The sequence below is a fragment of the Streptomyces sp. NPDC059567 genome (assembly GCF_042735655.1).
Lineage (GTDB): Bacteria > Actinomycetota > Actinomycetes > Streptomycetales > Streptomycetaceae > Streptomyces.
The window spans coordinates 144,552-165,398 of sequence record NZ_JBHWBS010000005.1; the positions used below are offsets into that span (position 1 = coordinate 144,552).

A 20,847-nucleotide genomic window follows, 5' to 3' on the forward strand; every position below is an offset into this window, starting at 1 on the left:
CCCGCGCGGGGGCGGGGGGGGCGGAGGGGGGCGCCGCCGGGGGCCCCCCCCACCCGCCGCGGCCGGCCCCCCCGCCGCGCCCCCCGCCCCCCGACCATTTTCGTACGACGTGTTGGGCAATCGTTGCGCCGGGTGGGCACAACCCACGGGACCGGCGCCCCTTCAGGACCGCCCACCCCAAGGGCCGCCGTAACGCGTCAGCCGAAGAACAGCTGCACCACGTAGAAGCTCGCCGCCGCGACCAGCGCCGCCGCCGGCATCGTGATGAACCAGCCCAGGATGATGTTCTTCGCGACACCCCACCGCACCGCGTTCACCCGCTTCGTCGCCCCCACGCCCATGATCGCGGACGTGATGACGTGCGTCGTGGAGATCGGCGCGTGGAAGAGGAACGCCGAGCCGAACATGATCGACGCGCCCGTCGTCTCCGCCGCGAACCCCTGCGGCGGGTCGAGCTCGATGATCTTCCGGCCGAGCGTCCGCATGATCCGCCAGCCACCCGCGTACGTACCGAGCGACAGCATCACCGCGCATGCGATCTTCACCCACACCGGGATGTCGTCGCCCGACTGCTGCACATCCGCGATGACCAGGGCCATCACCACGATGCCCATCGTCTTCTGCGCGTCCTGCAGACCGTGGCCGAGCGCCATGCCCGCCGCCGACACCGTCTGCGCGATACGGAAGCCGCGCTTGGCCTTGTGCGGGTTCGCCTTGCGGAACATCCACATGATCGCGCACATGACCAGGTAACCGGCGATCAGACCGACGACCGGCGAGATGAACATCGGGATGACGACCTTGTCGAGCACGCCACCCCAGATGACCTCCGTACCGCCGGCCAGCGCCGCGCCCACCATGCCGCCGAACAGCGCATGCGAGGAGGAGGACGGCAGACCGAAGTACCAGGTCACCAGGTTCCAGATGATCGCGCCGACCAGCGCGGCGAAGAGGATGCCCATCCCCTTGTCACCGTGCGGCGTCTCGATCAGGCCTTCACTGACGGTCTTCGCGACCCCGCTGCCGAGGAAGGCACCGGCGAGGTTCATCACCGCCGCCATCGCCAGCGCCGCCCGCGGGGTCAGCGCCCGGGTCGACACGGAGGTGGCGATGGCATTGGCCGAGTCGTGGAAGCCGTTCGTATACGTGAAGCCGAGCGCGACACCGATGGTCACGATCAGCGCAAAGGTGTCCACGAAGCCTCAGGACTCCTTGACCGCGATGGTCTCCACCGTGTTCGCCACATGCTCGAAGGCGTCGGCCGCCTCTTCCAGCACATCCACGATCTGCTTGAGCTTCAGCACCTCGATGGCGTCGTACTTGCCGTTGAAGAGATGGGCCAGCAGCTTGCGGTGGATCTGGTCGGCCTGGTTCTCGAGCCGGTTGACCTCGATCCAGTACTCGGTGAGGTTGGCCATCGTCCGCAGGTTCGGCATGGCCTCGGCGGTCAGCACGGCCGCGCGGGACAGCACCTCGATCTGCTGCTCGACACCCTTGGGGAGCTCTTCGACGTTGTAGAGGACGACCAGGTCGACGGCCTCCTCCATGAAGTCCATGATGTCGTCGAGGGAGGAAGCGAGGGAGTAGATGTCCTCGCGGTCGAACGGCGTGATGAAGGAGGAGTTCAGCTGGTGGAAGATCGCGTGGGTGGCGTCGTCACCGGCGTGTTCCGCTGCCCGCATCCGCTCTGCGATCTCGGCCCGGGCGGACATGTCCGCTCCGAGCAGTTCCATCAGGAGCTTCGAGCCCGTGACGATGTTGTCCGCGGACGCGGCGAACATGTCATAGAAGCTCGTCTCCCTGGGGGTCAGACGAAATCGCACGTGGGGTCCTCGGGGTGCTGGGTTGGGTCAGGCTGATGCTAGGCGCATCATCCGGCCACGGCTAACCGGCGTCCCTTCAGTGTCGCCCATCAGGCACAGTGATCTGCACGGGCCCCCGCCCGGATCGGCGGGGATCGGTACCATATACCCACGAGGGGTATACACACCCTTTCTGGACAACGGGAGGACGCGATGACGACCACCGAGGCGGCCGAGGTCACCCCCGAGCCCGTCGGGGCCGCGGAGCCCGCCGACCACGACCACGGCGTGCACGGCTACCACAAGCAGAAGGACGAGCACCTCAAGCGGCTGCGCCGGATCGAGGGCCAGATCCGCGGTCTGCAGCGGATGGTCGACGAGGACACGTACTGCATCGACATACTCACCCAGGTCTCGGCCTCCACGAAGGCCCTGCAGTCCTTCGCGCTCCAGCTCCTGGAGGAGCACCTGCGCCACTGCGTCGCCGACGCCGCGATGAAGGGCGGCGACGAGATCGACGCCAAGATCGAGGAGGCCACGAAGGCCATCGCGCGGATGATGCGTACCTGAGAGCCCGGGGCCGGGCAACCGCCCGCCCCGGCCGCTCGGCGGCAAGGCCCGATCGACGGAGCCCCATCAGCGGTGGACGGCCGGGCGGCGGCCGGTCAGCCGCAGCGGGTCAGCAGCGGTCGGCTCGCTCCGTCGCCACCCGCAGCACCTCGTCGATACGGTCCGCGCTGAGCCGCTCCCCGTCGGCGGCCGATGCCGCGATGATCAGTTCGCCGCACAGCTCGATCTCGGCGAGAGCGACGCAGTCCTGGTCAGTGGGCACTGTCGCGGTACTGGGCGGAGCCACGCGCATTCACCTCTTCCTGCCGGCGTCGGTCTCCCAGCGTAGGGAGCGCGCCACGCACCGCGCATGACACGTCCGGACCATTTGGGAATGGCCTGCGCGCGACCCCCGCTACACCTCGATCTTCCCGGCGTAGATGTCCTTCCGGTCCGGCAGCCGTACGTCGACGGCGGCACCGAACCCGTACAGCAGCGTCGTCGACGCGACGGCGACCGTACGCCCGTGGTTGGCGAAGCTGAACTGGTGGCGCACCTTGCGCAGCCGGCCCTCGTGGTCGAGGTACGCGTCGAAGGGCACGGTGTCCTTGGCGAACCCTTTCGCCGCGGCGGCAAGCGCCCCGCGCACCTGCGGCGAGGCGGCGCGGGCGGCCACGGCGATGTCCGTGACCCCGCGGTAGTGGCTGACTTTCACCCCCGCCAGATCGACCTCGCCGACGTAGGTCACCTTCTGCGCGCCGCGCAGCAGCTCGGCGGCGGCGGCCGGGTCGGTGGCCCCGCCGGTGACGAGGTTGCCGTCGTCGAGGGTGGTGGTGTCCACCCGTACCCACTTGTCGGCGGGGACGCCGGCGCCGCGGTTCTTCATGTAGAGGGCGCCGGGTGCGAGCAGCTCGGTGATGGGCCGGTGCTTGGAGGCCCCGGCGGCGTCCTTGGGCAGCACGACCTGGAGGCGTCCGATGCGGCGGCGGAAGTCGTACCCGCCCTCGCCCCTGATGGTCACCCGGGTCCCGCCGGCCGCCATCTCCATGCTGGTGCTCGCCTTGGATGTCCCGGCCCGGGTGAGGACCTCGACGGCGCCCCGTACGGTCTTCGTCGGATCGCCGCTCGGCTTGGAGTCCTCGGGGGCGGAGCACCCGCCCGTGGCCACCGCGCCGACCAGGGCCGCCGCGACGGCGAGGGAGCCGCCCCCACGCCCGTACCGCTGCACCACCATCGCCTGCCAACCCCCAACGCCGTACCGCTGCTTGTCCGGGACCCGCCCGACCCGCCTAACGACGGTCCCGGGCCACCCGTCACGCGCAGTACGGTGGATCCGTGCATCAGCAGGCCCCGCATCACACGACCACGACGGAACGCGGCTCCTTCGCGGTAGCCCGCTGCAGCTGCGGCTGGTCGGGCCCGGCGCGCAGATCGCGGGAGAAGGCCCGGTCGGACGCGGAGACCCACACGGTGGAGGAGAGCCGGCACACGGCCTAGCGGGGCGCCACGGCCCCGGCCGGCACCTTGACTGGCCGCGCCGTCCCTGACGGAACCGTCCCGGACGACACCGTCCCCGGCCGCATCACCCCGGCCCGGCCGCCTACGCGGCCAGGTCGTTCTCCCCCGACCCGATGCGCGGCTCGGGGATGTCCAGCGCCTCCGGCTGCGGGCAGCGCTTCGCGGCGTTCCGGGACCGGACCAGCCAGGCGCCGTGCCGGGAGCGGGCGACGGCGGAGACGACCGGGGTCAGCAGGGCGTGGGCGACGGGTGCGAGGAGCAGGGTCACCGCCGTACCGAGGGCGAAGCCGCCGATGACGTCGGTCGGGTAGTGCACGCCCATGTAGACGCGGCAGAAGCCCTCGGCGAAGGCGAGCGCGATGGCGGCGAGGCCGAACTTCCGGTGCGCGACGAAGATCCCGACACCGATCGCCATCGCCATGGTGGAGTGGTCGCTGACGAAGGAGAAGTCGGTCTTGCCGTCGACGAGGACCTCGAGGCCCTGATGGTCGTTGAACGGCCGGGGTCGCTCGACGAACCCCCTGATCGGGATGTTGATCAGCAGTGCGACACCCGCGGCGAGCGGCGCCCAGACGAGACCCGTGACGGCGGAGACCGAGTCGGTCAGCGTGCCGCGCCGGCGGACGCTCCACCAGCACCAGAGCGCGACGAGGACGAGGCCGAGCATGATCCCGTACTCGCCGACGAACTCCATGACACGGTCGAACCACGGCGGGGCTTCCCGCGCCAGCCCGTTGATGTCTCTGAGCAGGCTGACATCGGGGTTCGAACCATCCGATGCGAGTTCAGCCATGTGCTGCGGCCCCTTGCCTTGTCACGTGAGTCGACCGTGGGCGGTCGCATCAGGGAACGAACCGCCTGAGGCGTGCGTTCCGCTCTTCCTCGACGATCACGATGACGTTACCGAAGAGTGACACGTCATCGCAGCTCAGGGCCTGTGCTTTACGGAGAGTTCCGGCCATGTCCGACAGTTCGTCAGGTCTGCGGCAGGTGTGTCGGCAGCGCGGACGCGCCCTCCTTGGTGACCCGCGTCGCCCCGAAGTAGTCGGGGGTGTCCATCTTGGTGAAGCGGATCACGGCCCCGGTGCGCGGGGCGTCGATCATGTAGCCGCCGCCGACGTAGATGCCGACGTGCCTGATGGCACGGGAGTTCGTCAGATCGTCGGAGAAGAAGACGAGGTCCCCGGGGAGCAGTTCGGCCCGGGACGGATGCGGCCCCGCGTTGTACTGGTCGTTCGCGACACGCGGCAGCTCGACACCGACGGTCCGGTACGCGGCCTGTGTCAGCCCGGAGCAATCGAATCGGCCATTCTGCGCGGCCGTTCCCGTACCGCCCCAGAGATAGGGCGTACCGAGCTTCTGCTGCGCGAAATTGATCGCCCCGGCGGCCTGCCGCGAGGGTTCGACCCGACCGAGGGGCCGCGCGAAGCTCTTCTCCAGGGAGCGGATGATCCTCACGTAGTTCTGCGTCTCGCTGATGCGCGGCACTCCGCCGGACTTTATGACCCGGTACGCCCCCGCGTTGTACGCGGCGAGCATGTTGTTCGTCGCGTCGCCCGGCACGTCCTTCACATAGCCGGCGAGCTCACAGTCGTACGAGGCGGCGGACGGGATCGCGTCGGCGGGGTCCCAGACGTCCCGGTCGCCGTCCTTGTCACCGTCGATGCCGTGACCGGCCCAGGTGCCAGGGATGAACTGGGCGATGCCCATGGCGTTGGCGGGCGAGACGATCCGCGGGTTCCAGCCGCTCTCCTGGTAGAGCTGCGCGGCGAGCAGGGCGGGGTTGATGGCGGGGCAGAGGTTCCCCCACTTCTGCACCAGCCCCTGGTACGCGGCCGGCACGGCCCCCTTGGCGAGCCCGACGGTGCCGTTCTTGGCGTCGCCCGCACCACCGAGGAGTCCGGCGGCGGCGGAGTACGTCCCGACGACGAGCAGCACGACGAAGCTGAGACACACCCCGAAGACACCGCCGGCCACCAGCCACGCCTTGCCGGCCTTGCCCGCCTTACGCACCGTCAACCACCCCTCGGCTCCTGGCAGTACGCCCCGCGACAGTCTAGGCGGCGGGGGGCCGCACGGGGGCGTTCCGTGACGCGCCGCTCACGCGCCGATCGGCTGGTCGGCCGAAGGCGGGCGCCGCATACGCGCTGATCGGGTGGCGGATACGCACGCGCGCCGGTCGCGCACCGATCGGTGGTCGATCGACTGCGCGCTCATCGGGGCCGCGGTTGAGTACGCGTACTCAACCGCCCCGGACCGGCGCGCCGTAACGTCGCGCCCATGACGCCGAGCACCACTCCCGCACCAGCACCAGCACCCGCACCCGCACCACGGAGCCGCTTCCGGACCCTGGTGCTCGGAGCGCTCGCCGCCGTCACCGCCGTCACCGCCACCGCGTGCTCCGTACTGCCCGGCAGGGAGTACCCGACCGTCGACCCCAGCACCGTCGTCACACGGGTCCAGGCGCGGTCCCAGTGGGCCTACGACGCGATGGACCTGCCGGCCGCGACCCCCGTGAAGGGCGGCACGGTCACCACCGTCCACAGCTGCTACGAGCGGTGGGCCATCGACCGGGTGGACCTCGACGTCGCCTCGTTCGCGTTCGACTGGTCCGTGCCCGACATCCGGACCGACGAGGCCCGCGCCGCCGACCGGCGGCTGCGCGAGGCGTTCACCAAGGCCGGCTGGAAGCTCGCGTACGACCGCGACCGTCAGGGCAAGGGTTCGCTGTCCCTCGGCTTCCGCTTCGAGGACCCCGCGACGGGCGACATGTTCGACCTCGCGTGGCACGACACGACGGAGACCCTCTTCTTCGACTCGTACACGCCCTGCGCCCAGCTGCCCGAGGAGTACCTCTCCGGCTCCTGGCACAGCGCCGAGTGGAGCCCGCGCACCGGCGCCTGACCAGGGCCCGCCACCACCCCAAGAGTGCAACAACGACAGTCATTGCCCGGAGTCACCCTCCGTGATACACAGAGTGACCATACGCTTCTTCGTATAGAAACCGGCCACACCGTCGCAGGTCAAGACGGCCAGATCGGTCATGTGTGCGGGGATCGGGTAAAGAGAGCCGTCAAGCCGTCACACGCGGGCGGTTTCATCAGCGAAGATAGGGCGATGACCCATGCCATCAGGCAGGGGCGACGAACTACCCAACAGGGGCGGTGAGTTACATGTACCTGGCGGCCGAGAAGGGCGACATCACCACCATCATCGGTGGAATCGCCCCGAACTGGGGGCCTTTCGGGAGCCTGGGCAATGAAGCCAAGGTGATGATCGAGGTCGTGATGGCCGTGGCCATCCTGCTCTGCCTCGGCATCGCCATCTGGGGTGCGGCGAAGCAGCGCATCGGCGCGACCGCCCTCAGGGACACGTTCAGCGCCGAGCAGGGCAAGGGCCTGATCGTGGCGGGGCTTACCGGGGTCTTCATCATCGGATCACTGGGGACGCTGTTCACGATCGTGTACGGGATGGCCGTCTAACCACCGAGGTCGGTTGCTTTCCTGATGTCCAGTCACCACACGGTTGAGAGGGCGTGCTTGCCATGAGCCTCGGCGACGACAACGACGGCTTCGGCGGCTCGGGCCAGACCCGCACGCGCCTCCCCGAGGGCGGCACCGGCGACGTCTACGGCGGCGCCCGCCGCCCACCGGCCCGCAGCTCGCGCTCGCTCATCACGGTCGTGGGCGTGGTGGTCCTGCTGATCGCCGCGATCGCCTTCGCCAACAGAGGCAACGGCGACGACACGGAGACGACGGGCGCCGCCCAGGGCAAGGCGACCGGCTCGGACGCCCCGACAGCAGCGACGGGCGTCCGCCCCGTGACGGGCAAGAACGCCCAGATCCCGACGGGCTTCGCCCGGGACGAGCAGGGGGCGCAGAGCGCGGCGGTGAATTACTCGGTGCCGCTCGGCTCCGCCGACATGTTCATCGCCAATCGCCGCCACGAGATCGTCAACTCGGTCTACTCACCCGATGCTGCCGCCGAACGCGGCGACGATCTGGACAAGGTCTACTCCGACAAGGGGTTCCTTGCCCGCATCGGGCTGCGCGAGGACGGAACGGCTCCGAGCGGGCTGACTTTCATCTCCCGGGTGATCCCGGTGGGCTCGAAGACCGAGAGCTACACCAGAGACCGGGCGACAGTCGCGGTCTGGTACTCATCACTGTTCGGCATGGCTGGCGAAGGGTCCAAGAGCCCCGTGTCCGAGAGTTGGTACACGACCACCTACCAGCTGCAGTGGGTCAATGGCGACTGGAAAGTGACGGACTTCGATCAGAAGGACGGCCCGGTTCCGGTTGGTCGTGACCAGAGGGCCTCCGGCGCGGAGGAGATGGCCGACGCCGTCGACAAGTTCGGGGGGTTCACCTATGCCCGGTAAGCGTCCGCCTCGCGCACTCACCATCGTCGCTGCGGCCACGGCAGCACAGACCTCACTGGTGCTTCTGGGAAGCCGTGCCTTCGCGGCACCGACGCCGACGCCGAGTCCAAGCACGAGCAACGACCCGTGCGACCTTATTCGCGGCCCCGCCCGCGACTACTGCAACAACGGCGAACCAGCTCGCACCGGCACCGCCCCCGACCCCACCACCGCCCTGGACCCCCTCTCCTCCCTCGCCCGCGGCTGCGCCGACGCCGCCGTCGCCATCGTCGACAAGCTCTCCCAGGCCGTCAAAGAGACCGCCGACGTCGACTTCACCAACCTCGAGTTCCTCGGCCGCTACGCCGTCGTCTTCGCCGCCGCCACCGTCCTCACCCTCCTCCTCTGGCTCCTCGCCGTCGCCAAGCGCGCCGTCCGCGGCGTCCCCCTCACCACCGCGATCTCCGAGGCCATCGGCTTCCTCTGGCTGACCGTCCTCGCCTCCGCCTTCACCCCGCTGATCCTCTACACCGTCGTCAACGCCACCGACGCCGTCACCGAGGTCATCGCCTCCGGCACCGGCCAGCAGACCGACGCCTTCTTCGGCAGCTTCAAGGAGGCGCTGCAGAAGGGCGACAGCATCGGCGGCGGGCCGATCATGCTGATCATCGTCTCGCTGGTCAGCATCCTCGCCGCCGGCGTGCTCTACCTCGAACTGTTCCTGCGCGCCGTCCTGCTCTACGTCGGCGCCCTCCTCGGCGTCGTCGTCTACTCCGGGCTCGTCGACAAGAACATGTGGGGCCACGTACGCCGCTGGGCCGGGATCATGATCGCGGTGATCCTCGTCAAGCCGGTCATCGTCATCGTCCTCGGCCTCGCCGGAGCTCTCTCCTCCGGGACCGGGCCCGACTCGTTCTCCGCCGTCGTCTCCGGGCTCGCGATCATCCTGCTCGCCATCTTCGCCTCCGGGATGATCTACCGCTTCGTCCCCGGCTTCGGCGACGAGATCGTCGCCTCCCGCAACAACCGCCTCCACCGCGCCGGCGAGAACGCCGCCGCCGCCGTCATCACCTCCCCCGCCTCCCTCGTCTCCCAGGGCATCAAGACCCACAGCGCCCGCGGCGACGGCGGAGGCAACACCTCCAACGGCTCCAACAACGCCCCGCGCCCCGCCAACCCCCTCTCGGGCGGCGTCGCCGCCCACAGCAGCCGCGGGGGCTCGGCCGGGGGCGGCGGCGGATCTGTCCCCTCCGCCGCACCCCCGCCGCGTAGCAGCAGCAGCCCCACATCGGGCACCCCGCACAGCAACCGCAACAACACAGGAAGCACTGGAGGTGGAGGGCGTTGACGACCCAGTCCCAGCCGGTCACGCCCCGCCGTACGTATCTCATCGGCCGCGCCCGGCCGAACGCGATCGTCGGCAAGAACCGCGAAACCGGCGAGATCGCCCTGATCATCGCCGGTGCGTTCCTCGGCATGATGAGCGGACTCCTCGTCCCCGTCCTCACCCTGCGGATCGTGCTGCTCACCGGCTTCCCGATGCTGGCACTGGCCGCCGTGTACGTCCCGTACAAGCACCGCACGTTCTACAAATGGTTTGAAATCAACCGCAGCTACAAGCGGAGCCTGAAGCGCGGCACCGCCTACCGCTCCGCGGCCGCCGAAGCCGGCACCCGGCTCGACGGCCGCGAGGTCGAGATCGGCCCGCCGCCCGGCATCGGCCGGATCAACTGGCTCTCCGCCCCCTTCGGCCCCGACGAGATCGCCGTCCTCCTCCACGCCGACCGCCGCACCGTCACCGCCGCCATCGAGATCGAGGGCCCCGGCGTCGGCCTGCGCGACAGCGAGGACCAGGAAGCGCTGGTGGACCGTTTCGGCACGCTCCTGAAGCACGTCGCCAACGGGGACGGCTTCGTCACCCGTCTCCAGATGCTCGCCCGCACCCTCCCCGCCGATCCCGACGCCCACGCCAAGGACGTCGCCCAGCGCGGCGACACCCATGCCCCCGGCTGGCTCCAGGAGTCGTACGAACAGCTCCAGTCGATGGTCTCCACCTCCAGCGAGCAGCACCGCGCCTACCTCGTGGCCTGCATGCACTACACCCGCGAACTCGCCGCCGAGGCCAACGCCATGGCCCGCGCCGCCCGCCACACCTCCGGCGCCCGCAAGCTCGACCGCGACGGCGGCCTCGCCGTCGTCATGGCCCGCGAGCTCACCGACATCTGCGCCCGCCTCGCCGAGGCCGACATCCGCGTACGCCAGCCCCTCGGCCAGTCCCGGCTCGCCTCCCTCGTGCACTCCATGTACGACCCGGACCACCCCATCGACCACATCCAGGCCATGACGAAACGAAACGCTTGGCCCGCCGAACTCGACGCCATGGAGCCCACCTACCTCCAGGCCAAGACGCGCGAGTCCTCCACCCGCGCCCCCTGGTGCCACGCCACCGCCTGGGTGAAGGAGTGGCCGATGACCCCCGTCGGCGTCAACTTCCTCGCCCCGCTGCTCGTCCACACCCCGGACGTGATCCGTACGGTCGCCGTGACCATGGACCTCGAACCCACCGAGGTCGCCATCGAGCGGATGCTCACCGAGAAGACCAACGACGAGGCCGAGGCCTCCCGACAGGCCAAGATGAACCGCACGGTCGACCCGCGCGACATCGCCGCACACGGCCGCCTCGACCAGCGCGGCGAAGACCTCGCCAGCGGTGCCGCGGGCGTCAACCTCGTCGGGTACATCACCGTGTCGTCGCGCTCGCCCGAGGCCCTGGCCAGGGACAAGCGCACGATCAGGGCCTCCGCCGGCAAGTCGTACCTGAAGCTGGAGTGGTGCGACCGCGAGCACCACCGGGCCTTCGTGAACACGCTTCCGTTCGCCACCGGCATCCGCCGCTAAAGGGGCCAGACCGATGCGAGATCCACTCTCCGCCCTCACCGATGCCTTCACGTCCTTCGTCTTCGGCAAGGTGGAGACGACACGTCTGCCCGTCCGTACCTCCACCGGCCAGGCCCAGGCCGTCTATCTGCCCACCGCCGCCCCCGGCCTCGGCGACTCCGGCGTGATCATCGGCCGCGAGGTCTACAGCGGCAAGGGCTACATCTACGACCCGTTCCAGCTGTACGGCCAGCAGCTCCCGGCCCCCCACTGGCTGGTCCTCGGCGAGTCCGGCAACGGCAAGTCCGCGCTGGAGAAGACGTACGTCCTGCGGCAGTTGCGGTTCCGCGACCGCCAGGTCGTCGTCCTCGACGCCCAGGGCGAGGACGGCGTCGGCGAATGGAACCTCATCGCGCAGGAGCTGGGGATAACCCCCATCCGCCTCGACCCGATGGTCGCCGTCGACGCCGGCATCCGCCTCAACCCGCTCGACCCGTCGATCACCACGACCGGGCAGCTCGCCCTGCTCCGTACGATCATCGAGGTCGCGATGGGCCACGGCCTGGACGAGCGCTCCGGCTTCGCGCTCAAGGTCGCCCACGCGTACGTCAACGAGCACATCACCGACCGCCAGCCGATCCTCACCGACATCGTCGAGCAGCTCCGCCATCCGGAGGCGGAGTCGGCCGAGGCGATGAACGTCGACATAGACGATGTACGCGCCTGGGGCCTGGACGTCGCGCTCGTCCTGGACCGGCTGGTCGACGGCGACCTGCGCGGCATGTTCGACGGCCCGACGACCGTCGGCATCGACCTCGACGCGCCGCTCATCGTCTTCGACCTGTCCCACATCGACCGGAACTCCATCGCCATGCCGATCCTCATGGCGATCGTCGGCGTATGGCTGGAGCACACCTGGATCCGCCCCGACCGGAAGAAGCGCATCTTCCTGGTCGAGGAGGCCTGGCACATCATCAACAGCCCGTTCGTGGCCCAGCTGTTCCAGCGCCTGCTGAAGTTCGGCCGACGGCTCGGTCTGTCCTTCGTCGCGGTCGTCCACCACCTCTCGGACGTCGTCGACGGGGCGGCGGCCCGGGAGGCCGCGGCCATCCTCAAGATGGCCTCCACCAGGACCATTTACGCCCAGAAAGCCGACGAGGCCAGGGCGACGGGACGGGTGCTCGGCCTACCGAGGTGGGCGGTCGAGATCATCCCGACACTCACCCCCGGCATCGCCGTCTGGGACGTCAACGGCAACGTGCAGGTCGTGAAACACCTCATCACCGAGAAGGAACGGCCGCTCGTCTACACCGACCGCGCCATGACCGAGTCGTCCGTCGACCCGTCCCTCGACCCGGAACTGGAATGGGAGACGGAACAGCGCGCCACCCTCATCGAGCAGCAGCTGAACGACCCCTCGCAGTCGACGGTGGCATGAGATGTCGAAGGACCGTCAGGAGAGACAGCAAGGAGGAATCCCGGACGGGCTCGTCCTCGGCCTCGTCGGCTTCGTCCTCGGCCTGACCGTGCTCGTCTGGACCGCGACCGGCCTGGCCGCCCTGCTCTCCAAGGGCGCCTGGCCGGCCGGGGTCACCTTCACCAGCACGCCGATGGCCGTACGCGCCCTGATCGGCGACCCGCAGGACCTGCCGGGCGCATGGCCCGACACCCCGGCGGGCGAGCTGTCGGGGTACGGGCTGTTCTGGGGACTGCTCATCGGCGAACTGATGGTGCTGGTGGTCCTCACGGTGTTCGCGGTGGGGACGCTGGCCCGCTGGAGAGCGGTACGGGCGGGCAGACGGGCGGCCTACGGTACGGCGGCGACGGCCGCGCCCCAGGTCCAGGCCCAAGCCCCGGTCCAAGCCCAGGCCCCGGTCGCGCAGCCGGTCGCACCACCGGTGCCACAGCCGGTCGCCACCGCGGCAGACACCCTCGTCCAGCCCACCGTCCCACCGACAACCCCCGCAACAGCCCCCACCCCCCAGACCGTCGTCCCGTCCCCCCGCACGCCCCGCCTGCTCTACGGCACCCCCGCCACCCGCCGCCCCGCCGCGCTCCAGGCCGTCCAGGACGCCGAGGGCCCCGTCCTCGTCGTCACCTCGGACCCCACCGTCTGGGCCGACACCAAGGACGCCCGCGGCAAGCTCGGCCCCGTCCTCGTCTACGACCCCGGCCACCTCTGCGACACGCCCGCCCGCCTCCACTGGTCCCCGTCCGCCGGCTGCGAGGACCCGGCCACGGCCCAGGAGCGGGCGGTCGCGCTGCTCGCCCCCGTACGCCCGCCGTCCCGTCTGGACGCCGCGGTGGCCGACACCGCGGAAACGCTCCTGCGCTGCTGGCTGCACGCCGCCGCCCTGGACGACCGCCCCTTCAAACAGGTCCACCGCTGGGCCCAGGGCGCAGGAGCCCACGAGCCCGTACGGATCCTCCGCACCCACCCCAAGGCTGCTTCGGGTCATGCCGGACTCCTGGAGTCCGCTCTCACCGCGCATCCGGAACGGCGTGAGATCGCACAAGAGTTGACCGCACGTGCGCTCTCCGCGCTCTCGTCGATCCACATCAGGGACGCCTGCACCCCGAATCGAACGGATTCGCTGACGCTGGAATCTTTCGTCGCCGAAGGGGGCACCCTCTATGTGGTCGGTGAAACCATCGAGGACCCGCGCACCCGCCCCGGCGCGATGCCCCTGCTCACCGCCCTCACCGCAAGCGTGGTCGAGCACGGCCGCCGCATGGCCGCACGGTCATCCGACGGTCGGCTCGACCCACCACTGACGCTCGTCCTCGACGACGTCGCCGCAGTGGCTCCCCTTCCCCGGCTCCCGGAGCTGCTGGCAAGCGGCCAGGACCAGGGCCTGCCGACCCTGGTCCTGCTCCGCTCCCAGGAACAGGCCCGAGCCCGCTGGCCGGAGCCCCTGCCCCAGCTCTAGGGATCGAGCAGGCCGGTGCGTCACGAGCCGAGCAGTGAGTTCAGCGAGGCGGCCCTGCGGTACTTCTCCGGCGCGTAGTGCCGCAACGCCTCGTCGAGCCGCTCCAGTTCCGGCTGAGCCACATCGGGCCCGAGGAACGGCAGCGCGGTGAAGATGCCCGGACGGCCGGGCTCCTTGAAGAAACCGGGCTTGGGGCGGCCGGGCTTCGGCACCACGAGCACCACGCCGCGCACCTGGGAGTTCCGTCCCGATCGGAGTCCCAACGTGAACGTGTCGATGTCGTCCCATGCCGTGTTCCAGCGCCGCTTGCCGTACTCGAAACCGCAGCCCCAGGAGTTCACCCACACCACGCTCTCGGGCAGCGGCTCCTGCTCGCCCATGACATGGCCGACGATCAGCAGGACGGCCCCGGCGACGATCCCGAGGATCGGCCCCACCGAGAACCCCGAGTTGGCGGCGATGATGACCGACAGCATGGCGAGGACGATGCCGGCGCCCTCGTAACCCCAGCCCTTCTTCGCCTCGCCGGGCCTCCGGGCGACGACGGTCCGCACCTCCACCCGGCGGGCGACGGCCGGCCGCCGGGAGTTCGCACCGGAGCTCGTGCCGGAGCTCGCACCGGAGTCCGCCGTGGAGCCCGCCCTGGACCGGCGGGGCTCAGGCGTCGGCTGCGGCTGGACCCGGGTCCGGCCCGCAGCGGCTCCGCCACCGGCACCGACCCCGCCGCCACTGACCAGCTCCAGCAGCTCCGACGCCGAGGGCCGCCGCTCCGGCTCCTTGGTCAGGCATACGCTCACCAGCCCCCGCAGCCCCTCCGGAACCCGGTCGAGCCGCGGCACGTCGTGCACCACCCGGTACAGCAGCGCCGGGACGCTCCCCACCCCGAACGGGCCTTCCCCCGTCGCCGCGAACGCCAGGACCGCGCCCAGCGAGAACATGTCGCTCGGAGGCCCCACCCGCCCGCCCGAAGCCTGTTCGGGGCTCATGAACCCGGGCGTTCCGATCACCAGACCCGTGCCGGTCAGCGTCGTCCCGCCCTCCGCCGCCTTCGAGATGCCGAAGTCGATGACCCGCGGCCCCTCGCCCGTCACCAGCACGTTCGACGGCTTCAGGTCACGGTGCACCAGACCCGCCCGATGGATGGCCTCCAGCGCCTCGGCGAGACCGGCGGCCAGGCTCCGTAACTCCGCCTCCGCCATGGGGCCTCGGTCCACGACCAGCTGTCCGAGGTCGGGCGCCTCGATGTAGGCGCTGGCGACCCACGGCTCCGCCGCGTCCGGATCGCTGTCCACCACCGGCGCCGTCCAGAAGCCGCCCACCGTCCGAGCCGCCTCGATCTCGCGGCGGAAACGCTGCCGAAAGCCCGGATCGGCGGCGAGCTGGGGCCGTACGACCTTCACCGCCACCCGCCGGCCACTCACCGACTGGCCCAGGAAGACCTGCCCCATCCCGCCTTCGCCGAGCCGCGCCGTCAGACGGTACGCACCGATCACCGCCGGGTCGCCCGGCCTCAACTCCTGCACGATTCCCCCGAGTCCGCTGGAGTCACCAGCTTCTCAGGAGCGGGCCCGCCGGAGCCAGGCCTCAACGCCGAACCCCGGAGCCCAACCCGGCACCGAACCTCGGCGCTACGCCGCCGGCCGCCGGATCTCGTACTCCAGCTCGTGCGCGGAGTCGTCACCCGGCACCGCCACCCGGTCGCCCGTCGCCTCGAACCCGAAGCGGCGGTAGAACGCGGCGGCCCGCGCGTTCTCCTCGTGCACATACAGCCGCACCCGCCGCACCGCCGGCTCCGGCAGCGACCAGGACCACTCCACACCCGCCCGGAACAGCGCCTCGGTCACACCCGTAGCGCGGGCCTCCGGACGTACGTACACGCCCACGATGTGCGTCTGGTCGACCTTCGCCGCCTCACCGAACCGCACCTCGTCCGAAGGTCGCTCCACCAGCACCGAGATCGTGCCCGCCCAGCTCCCGTCCGGAGCCTCGGCCACGAACTGACGGACACTCGTCCCGCTCTCGGACGCGCCCTCCGCCCGCTCCTGCCAGAACGAGTCGGGCCGCGCGGAGGCCGCCTCGTGGGTGTCCAGGAAGGCGATGCTCGCCACCGGGTCCTGGAGGGCGGCGAGACGGATCTCCCGGGTCTTCTCCCATTCGTCGGCGCGGATGACACGTATCAAGTAGTCCATGACCGCGATCCTCGCCGCCGCACACCGCCCCCGACAAGCTCTTTCTCCCCGTCGTACCCCGGTACTACGTCACACGCCCCGCTCCCGCCCACGGTCGGACGATCCGCCGCCGCCCGCTCCGTAGCGTCGTGAACATGATCCGAGCAGAAGAACTCACCAAGCGGTACGGCGCCAGGACCGTCGTCCAGGACCTCGGCTTCACCGTCCGCCCCGGCACCGTCACCGGCTTCCTCGGCCCCAACGGCGCCGGCAAGTCCACCACCATGCGGATGCTCCTCGGCCTCGACGCCCCCACCCGCGGCCGCTCCACCATCGGCGGCCGCGCCTACGCCGGCCACCCCGCACCCCTCACCCAGGTCGGCGCGCTCCTCGAAGCCCGCTCGATCCACCCCGGCCGCTCCGCCTTCCACCACCTCATGGCACTCGCCCACACCCACGGCATCCCGCGCTCCCGCGTCGAGCACGTCCTCGGCCTCACCGGCCTCACCGAGGTCGCCCGCCGCCGCGTCAAGGGCTTCTCGCTCGGCATGGGCCAGCGCCTCGGCATCGCCGCCGCGCTGCTCGGCGACCCGGAGACGGTCGTCCTCGACGAGCCGGTCAACGGCCTCGACCCCGAGGGCGTGCTGTGGATCCGTACGCTCCTCAAGTCCCTCGCCGCCGAAGGCCGTACGGTCCTGGTCTCCTCCCACCTGATGAGCGAGATGGCCCTGACGGCCGACCACCTGATCGTCATCGGCAAGGGCCGGCTCCTCGCGGACACCACCGTCGACGCGCTCGTACGGGAGTCCGGCGGCGCCTCGGTCAAGGTCGTCACCCCCGACGCGGACCGCCTCAGCACCCTCCTCCCGCAGGCACACGTCGTCACGGAGGCCGCCGACACCCTCCGCGTCACCGGCGTCGAAGCGGCGGACATCGGCCGCGCGGCCGCCGCCCACGGCGTCCCGCTCTTCGAACTCACCCCGCAGACCGCCTCGCTGGAGCAGGCGTTCATGGACCTCACCCACGACTCGGTCGAGTACCAGGGAGCCGCAGCATGAGCACCACGACCACGATCACGTACCGCGTCACCCCCACCCGCGTCCTGCGCTCCGAATGGCACAAGCTGTGGACGGTCCGGTCGACCTGGATCACCGTCCTCGCCTCGGTCGCCTTCCTCCTCGGCGTCGGCATCCTCATGGGCGCCACCTACACCTCCGACGGCGGCGACTCCGACGTCGACACGGTCGTCCTCAGCCTCTACGGCTCCCAGCTCGGCGGGATCTGCCTCGCCGTCCTCGGCATCCTCGTCACCGCGGGCGAGTACTCCACCGGCCTGATCAGAGCCTCGATGACCGCCGTTCCGCGCCGCACACCGGTTCTGTGGGCGAAGGCCACCGTCTTCACGACCGTCGTCTTCACGGTCTCCTTCGTCACCGCCCTGATCACCTTCCTCGCCGCGCAGATCTTCCTCTCCGACACCGACCAGGCGGCCTCCCTCACCGACGACGGAGTCCTGGCGGCCATCGCGGGCAACGCCGCCGGCGTCACCCTGCTCAGTCTCATCGCCCTCGGTCTCGGCGCCACGCTGCGCTCGGTGGCGGGCGGCATCGGGGCCTTCATCGGCGGCGTCCTGATCCTCCCCGAGGTCCTCGGAATGCTCCCGTACGACGCCGTCGAGACCGCCATCACGTACTTCCCCACCCAGGCCGCCGGGGTCCTCGGCTCCGCCGGCCCGATGCCGAACGCCGCCTCCCCCGGCGGCGCGCTGCTCGCCCTGTGCCTGTGGGCCGCGGCAACCCTGATCGTCCCGGCGCTGTTGCTCAAGCGCCGAGACGTATGAGGATGAGCGGATGATCACGGAGAAGCGGCCCGGCACCGAGGAGGAACCCCTCAGCCGGTACCTCCAGCGACAGACCCAGCGCGCACGGGCCTTCGACGCCCGCCGCCCTCAGGTCTGGGACGGACTGCTCACCGCCTTCTGGACGGGGGCCGCCCTGATCGACGCGGCGGGAGGCTGGCGCAACATCGCCCGCGACCCGTCCGTACCGGTCTGGCTGGTCCTCGCCCTGAGCCTGGCCCTCTCCGTCCCCCTCCTGTGGCGCCGCCGCCGGCCCATGGCCGTCCTCGCCGTGATGGCATGCGCCTCCCTCCTCAGCAGCTGGACCGGCGCCTTCCTCCAGGCCGGCTTCCTCCAGGCCGTCGCCGTCTTCCACATCGCCCTCCGGCTGCCCCTGCGCATGCTCCTGTGGCCGCTCGCGGTCATCACGCCGCCTCTGGTGGTGGGCGCGATCCGGTTCCCGGAGGACAGTTGGGACCAGCAGGTCGTCCCCACCCTGTGGGCGTACGCGGTGGTCGCCCTGCTCGGCATCGCGGTCCGCTCCCGCCAGGACTACACCGCCGCCCTCGTCGACCGGACCCTTCGCCTCGAGGTCGAACGCGACCAGCAGGCCCAGCTGGCGGCGGCGGCCGAACGCACCCGGATCGCCCGCGAGATGCACGACATCATCGGCCACAACCTCTCGGTCATCACCGGCCTCGCGGACGGCGGCAAGTACGCCGCCGCGAAGAGCCCCGAGCGCGCCGCCGAGGCCCTCGACGCCATCGGCACGACCAGCCGCCAGGCCCTCGCCGAACTCCGCCGCCTCCTGCGCGGAGAGGCCGTACGCGACCCACAACCCACCCTGGCCGACCTGGACGCGCTGATCGCCGGGGTACGGAAGGCGGGCCTGCCGGTACGATTGGACAGCCACGGCGACGCCCAACCCCTGGCGACAGGCGCACAGCTGACGGTCTACCGGGTCATCCAGGAGGCTCTGACGAACACCCTCAAGCACGCGGGAACGGGGGCCGAGGCAACCGTCCTCCTCTCGTACGGGCAGGAGGAGTTGACGGTCGAGGTGACGGACACGGACGGCCGGGGAAGCGGCATCATCGGCACCGGCCAGGGAGTTACGGGTATGCGCGAGCGCGCCGCCCTCTACGACGGCACACTCGAAGCGGGCCCGCTGCCGACCGGCGGCTGGCGCGTACGACTCCGACTCCCGCTGGAGGATTCCCGCTCGTGACGACGGTGCTGATCGCGGACGACCAGGCGATGCAACGCTTCGGCTTCCGCATGTTGCTGGAGAGCCAGGACGACATGACGGCCGTCGGCGAGGCCCCGAACGGCAGCGAGGCGATCCGCATGGTGGAGCGGTACCACCCCGACGTCGTCCTGATGGACATCCGTATGCCGGGCCTCGACGGCATCGAGGCCACACGCCGTATCGTCGCCACCGGCGCCCGCACCCGCGTCCTGATCGTCACGACCTTCGACCTCGACGAGTACGCCTACGAAGGGCTCCGCGCCGGCGCCAGCGGCTTCCTGGTGAAGGACGCCCAGCCGGAGGAGCTCCTGTCGGGCATCCGCGCGGTGGCCGCCGGCGACGCGGTGGTGGCCCCCAGCCTCACCCGCCGCCTCCTGGACGCGTACATCCACCACCTCCCGACCACCCCGGGCCGGCCCCGCGAGGACCCCCGCGTCGCAGCCCTCACGGACCGGGAACGCGAGATCCTCACGGTCATCGCCCAGGGCTGGACGAACACGGAGATCGCCGAACGCCTCCACCTCGCGGAGTCGACGGTGAAGACCCACGTGAGCCGCATCCTGTCGAAAACGGGCGCGCGGGACCGCGTCCAGGCGGTCATCCTGGCGTACGACACCCAGCTGGTGGCGCCGGGTCAGTGATAGGCGTTCAACGGCATCAGGTCGAGATCGAAGCCGAAGGGCCCCGGAATACGGATGGCCTCCCCGAACTTACGGTCGGTACGGGTGTGGTACCTGTCGTGGTTGGGCTCGGAGAACAACGTGACTGTGGAATCACGGGCGTCGACGATCAGGTACAGCGGAATCTGCATCACCGCGTAGTCCGCGAGCTTGGCCACCCAGTCGTTCTCCGGGTTGGAGGGCGAGACGATCTCGACGGCAATGAGAGCGAGATCCGCCGCAGCGGTGTTTCCTTCGCCCTCCATGACCTCGTCGGGCAGGTAGCTGAGGTCCGGGTTCCGGAGCTTCGCCGCGTAGGGCGATCCAAGGTCGGTGTTCTCAGTCGGTACGTAGCCGGCCGGGCAATGCGCATCGAACTGGCGGCGCAGGTGGAACAGGTTGCGCTGGTGGATCATCGTGGGCGCCGCCTGCATGATGATCGTGCCGTCGGTGTACTCCACCTTCACCCCCTTGGGGGCGATCCGCTGAGCTTCTTCGAGGAGGGGGAGGTGCTGCGGGTCGATCACTGTGTCCTCCAGAGGGATGGCCCGACTAGAGTACCCAAACGCAGAAAAGCCCCGCACCATAAGGTGCGGGGCTTTCCCACAATGATTGTTCGGCGGCGTCCTACTCTCCCACAGGGTCCCCCCTGCAGTACCATCGGCGCTGAAAGGCTTAGCTTCCGGGTTCGGAATGTAACCGGGCGTTTCCCTAACGCTATGACCACCGAAACACTATGAAGTTGACCAACCGGGCATAAACACAGTCGTTACTTCAGAACTAACACAGTGGACGCGAGCAACTGAGGACAAGCCCTCGGCCTATTAGTACCGGTCAGCTCCACCCATTACTGGGCTTCCACATCCGGCCTATCAACCCAGTCGTCTACTGGGAGCCT

22 protein-coding genes and 2 rRNA genes are annotated in these 20,847 nt (G+C 70.2%); 13 read left to right on the forward strand and 11 right to left on the reverse strand.

Annotated features, from left to right (window positions below):
- Positions 1 to 197 precede the first annotated feature (197 nt).
- Positions 198 to 1,196: an anion permease gene (locus ACFVZW_RS04810; protein WP_384516735.1), complete on the reverse strand. Its 999-nt coding sequence runs from the start codon at positions 1,194 to 1,196 to the stop codon at positions 198 to 200.
- Positions 1,197 to 1,202: 6 nt separating this feature from the next.
- Positions 1,203 to 1,823, reverse strand: coding sequence for a DUF47 domain-containing protein (locus tag ACFVZW_RS04815; protein WP_384516738.1), 621 nt, complete (start codon positions 1,821 to 1,823; stop codon positions 1,203 to 1,205).
- A 192-nt stretch (positions 1,824 to 2,015) separates the two neighbouring features.
- On the opposite strand from ACFVZW_RS04815, the gene ACFVZW_RS04820 reads away from it, so the two are divergent.
- Positions 2,016 to 2,372 carry a metal-sensitive transcriptional regulator gene (locus tag ACFVZW_RS04820; protein WP_384516740.1) on the forward strand — a complete coding sequence of 119 codons (357 nt, stop codon included), beginning with the start codon at positions 2,016 to 2,018 and terminating at the stop codon, positions 2,370 to 2,372.
- Positions 2,373 to 2,481: 109 nt separating this feature from the next.
- Here the strand turns inward: ACFVZW_RS04820 and ACFVZW_RS04825 are convergent, their stop codons facing one another.
- Positions 2,482 to 2,664 carry a hypothetical protein gene (locus ACFVZW_RS04825; RefSeq protein WP_260230599.1) on the reverse strand — a complete coding sequence of 61 codons (183 nt, stop codon included), beginning with the start codon at positions 2,662 to 2,664 and terminating at the stop codon, positions 2,482 to 2,484.
- 102 nt (positions 2,665 to 2,766) lie between these two features.
- Positions 2,767 to 3,585 (reverse strand): hypothetical protein, encoded by an 819-nt coding sequence (locus tag ACFVZW_RS04830; RefSeq protein ID WP_384516743.1) that lies wholly within the window; start codon positions 3,583 to 3,585, stop codon positions 2,767 to 2,769.
- A 101-nt stretch (positions 3,586 to 3,686) separates the two neighbouring features.
- On the opposite strand from ACFVZW_RS04830, the gene ACFVZW_RS04835 reads away from it, so the two are divergent.
- Positions 3,687 to 3,848, forward strand: coding sequence for a hypothetical protein (locus ACFVZW_RS04835; protein WP_384516746.1), 162 nt, complete (start codon positions 3,687 to 3,689; stop codon positions 3,846 to 3,848).
- A 103-nt stretch (positions 3,849 to 3,951) separates the two neighbouring features.
- On the opposite strand, the gene ACFVZW_RS04840 is transcribed toward ACFVZW_RS04835, so the two are convergent.
- Together ACFVZW_RS04840 and ACFVZW_RS04845 are read right to left on the reverse strand one after the other, a co-directional pair.
- Positions 3,952 to 4,662 carry a phosphatase PAP2 family protein gene (locus ACFVZW_RS04840; RefSeq protein WP_384516749.1) on the reverse strand — a complete coding sequence of 237 codons (711 nt, stop codon included), beginning with the start codon at positions 4,660 to 4,662 and terminating at the stop codon, positions 3,952 to 3,954.
- 182 nt (positions 4,663 to 4,844) lie between these two features.
- A complete protein-coding gene (locus ACFVZW_RS04845) occupies positions 4,845 to 5,888 on the reverse strand; it encodes an NlpC/P60 family protein (RefSeq protein ID WP_384516752.1) in 1,044 nt (347 codons plus the stop codon).
- 261 nt (positions 5,889 to 6,149) lie between these two features.
- On the opposite strand from ACFVZW_RS04845, the gene ACFVZW_RS04850 reads away from it, so the two are divergent.
- The 7 genes from ACFVZW_RS04850 (at position 6,150) to ACFVZW_RS04880 (ending at position 14,036) form a co-directional block, all read left to right on the forward strand.
- Positions 6,150 to 6,773, forward strand: coding sequence for a hypothetical protein (locus tag ACFVZW_RS04850; RefSeq protein ID WP_384516755.1), 624 nt, complete (start codon positions 6,150 to 6,152; stop codon positions 6,771 to 6,773).
- Between the two features lie 269 nt (positions 6,774 to 7,042).
- Positions 7,043 to 7,351 carry a hypothetical protein gene (locus tag ACFVZW_RS04855; RefSeq protein ID WP_024757447.1) on the forward strand — a complete coding sequence of 103 codons (309 nt, stop codon included), beginning with the start codon at positions 7,043 to 7,045 and terminating at the stop codon, positions 7,349 to 7,351.
- Positions 7,352 to 7,413: 62 nt separating this feature from the next.
- Positions 7,414 to 8,250, forward strand: a complete 837-nt coding sequence (locus ACFVZW_RS04860; protein ID WP_384516795.1) for a hypothetical protein — start codon at positions 7,414 to 7,416, stop codon at positions 8,248 to 8,250.
- The gene (locus ACFVZW_RS04865; RefSeq protein WP_384516757.1) at positions 8,240 to 9,577 is read left to right on the forward strand and encodes a hypothetical protein; all 1,338 of its coding nucleotides are present in this window, start codon (positions 8,240 to 8,242) and stop codon (positions 9,575 to 9,577) included. The genes ACFVZW_RS04860 and ACFVZW_RS04865 overlap by 11 nt, the downstream gene beginning before the upstream one ends.
- Entirely contained in the window at positions 9,574 to 11,127 is a 1,554-nt protein-coding gene (locus tag ACFVZW_RS04870) for an SCO6880 family protein (protein ID WP_384516760.1), read from the forward strand. Before ACFVZW_RS04865 ends, ACFVZW_RS04870 begins: the two co-directional genes overlap by 4 nt.
- A gap of 13 nt (positions 11,128 to 11,140) precedes the next feature.
- Entirely contained in the window at positions 11,141 to 12,544 is a 1,404-nt protein-coding gene (locus ACFVZW_RS04875) for an ATP-binding protein (protein ID WP_384516763.1), read from the forward strand.
- Between the two features lies 1 nt (position 12,545).
- A complete protein-coding gene (locus ACFVZW_RS04880; RefSeq protein WP_384516766.1) occupies positions 12,546 to 14,036 on the forward strand; it encodes a type IV secretory system conjugative DNA transfer family protein in 1,491 nt (496 codons plus the stop codon).
- A gap of 20 nt (positions 14,037 to 14,056) precedes the next feature.
- On the opposite strand, the gene ACFVZW_RS04885 is transcribed toward ACFVZW_RS04880, so the two are convergent.
- The gene (locus ACFVZW_RS04885) at positions 14,057 to 15,559 is read right to left on the reverse strand and encodes a serine/threonine-protein kinase (protein WP_384516769.1); all 1,503 of its coding nucleotides are present in this window, start codon (positions 15,557 to 15,559) and stop codon (positions 14,057 to 14,059) included.
- A 105-nt stretch (positions 15,560 to 15,664) separates the two neighbouring features.
- Positions 15,665 to 16,225, reverse strand: a complete 561-nt coding sequence (locus ACFVZW_RS04890) for a GNAT family N-acetyltransferase (RefSeq protein ID WP_384516772.1) — start codon at positions 16,223 to 16,225, stop codon at positions 15,665 to 15,667.
- A gap of 134 nt (positions 16,226 to 16,359) precedes the next feature.
- On the opposite strand from ACFVZW_RS04890, the gene ACFVZW_RS04895 reads away from it, so the two are divergent.
- From ACFVZW_RS04895 to ACFVZW_RS04910, 4 genes are read left to right on the forward strand one after another with little or no spacing between them, the layout of a single operon-like run.
- Positions 16,360 to 17,262 carry an ATP-binding cassette domain-containing protein gene (locus ACFVZW_RS04895; protein ID WP_384516774.1) on the forward strand — a complete coding sequence of 301 codons (903 nt, stop codon included), beginning with the start codon at positions 16,360 to 16,362 and terminating at the stop codon, positions 17,260 to 17,262.
- Positions 17,259 to 18,044: an ABC transporter permease gene (locus ACFVZW_RS04900; protein ID WP_384516777.1), complete on the forward strand. Its 786-nt coding sequence runs from the start codon at positions 17,259 to 17,261 to the stop codon at positions 18,042 to 18,044. The genes ACFVZW_RS04895 and ACFVZW_RS04900 overlap by 4 nt, the downstream gene beginning before the upstream one ends.
- 10 nt (positions 18,045 to 18,054) lie before the next feature.
- On the forward strand, positions 18,055 to 19,269 hold the full coding sequence (locus ACFVZW_RS04905; protein WP_384516779.1) for a sensor histidine kinase: 1,215 nt from the start codon (positions 18,055 to 18,057) through the stop codon (positions 19,267 to 19,269).
- Positions 19,266 to 19,931 (forward strand): response regulator, encoded by a 666-nt coding sequence (locus ACFVZW_RS04910; RefSeq protein ID WP_384516781.1) that lies wholly within the window; start codon positions 19,266 to 19,268, stop codon positions 19,929 to 19,931. Before ACFVZW_RS04905 ends, ACFVZW_RS04910 begins: the two co-directional genes overlap by 4 nt.
- Here the strand turns inward: ACFVZW_RS04910 and ACFVZW_RS04915 are convergent.
- From ACFVZW_RS04915 to ACFVZW_RS04925, 3 genes are all read right to left on the reverse strand, one after another.
- A complete protein-coding gene (locus tag ACFVZW_RS04915) occupies positions 19,925 to 20,476 on the reverse strand; it encodes a Uma2 family endonuclease (RefSeq protein ID WP_384516784.1) in 552 nt (183 codons plus the stop codon). The genes ACFVZW_RS04910 and ACFVZW_RS04915 overlap by 7 nt on opposite strands.
- 87 nt (positions 20,477 to 20,563) lie before the next feature.
- Positions 20,564 to 20,680: ribosomal RNA gene (gene rrf / locus ACFVZW_RS04920) — 5S ribosomal RNA — on the reverse strand.
- A gap of 73 nt (positions 20,681 to 20,753) precedes the next feature.
- A 23S ribosomal RNA gene (locus tag ACFVZW_RS04925) occupies positions 20,754 to 20,847 on the reverse strand; the annotation flags it as partial.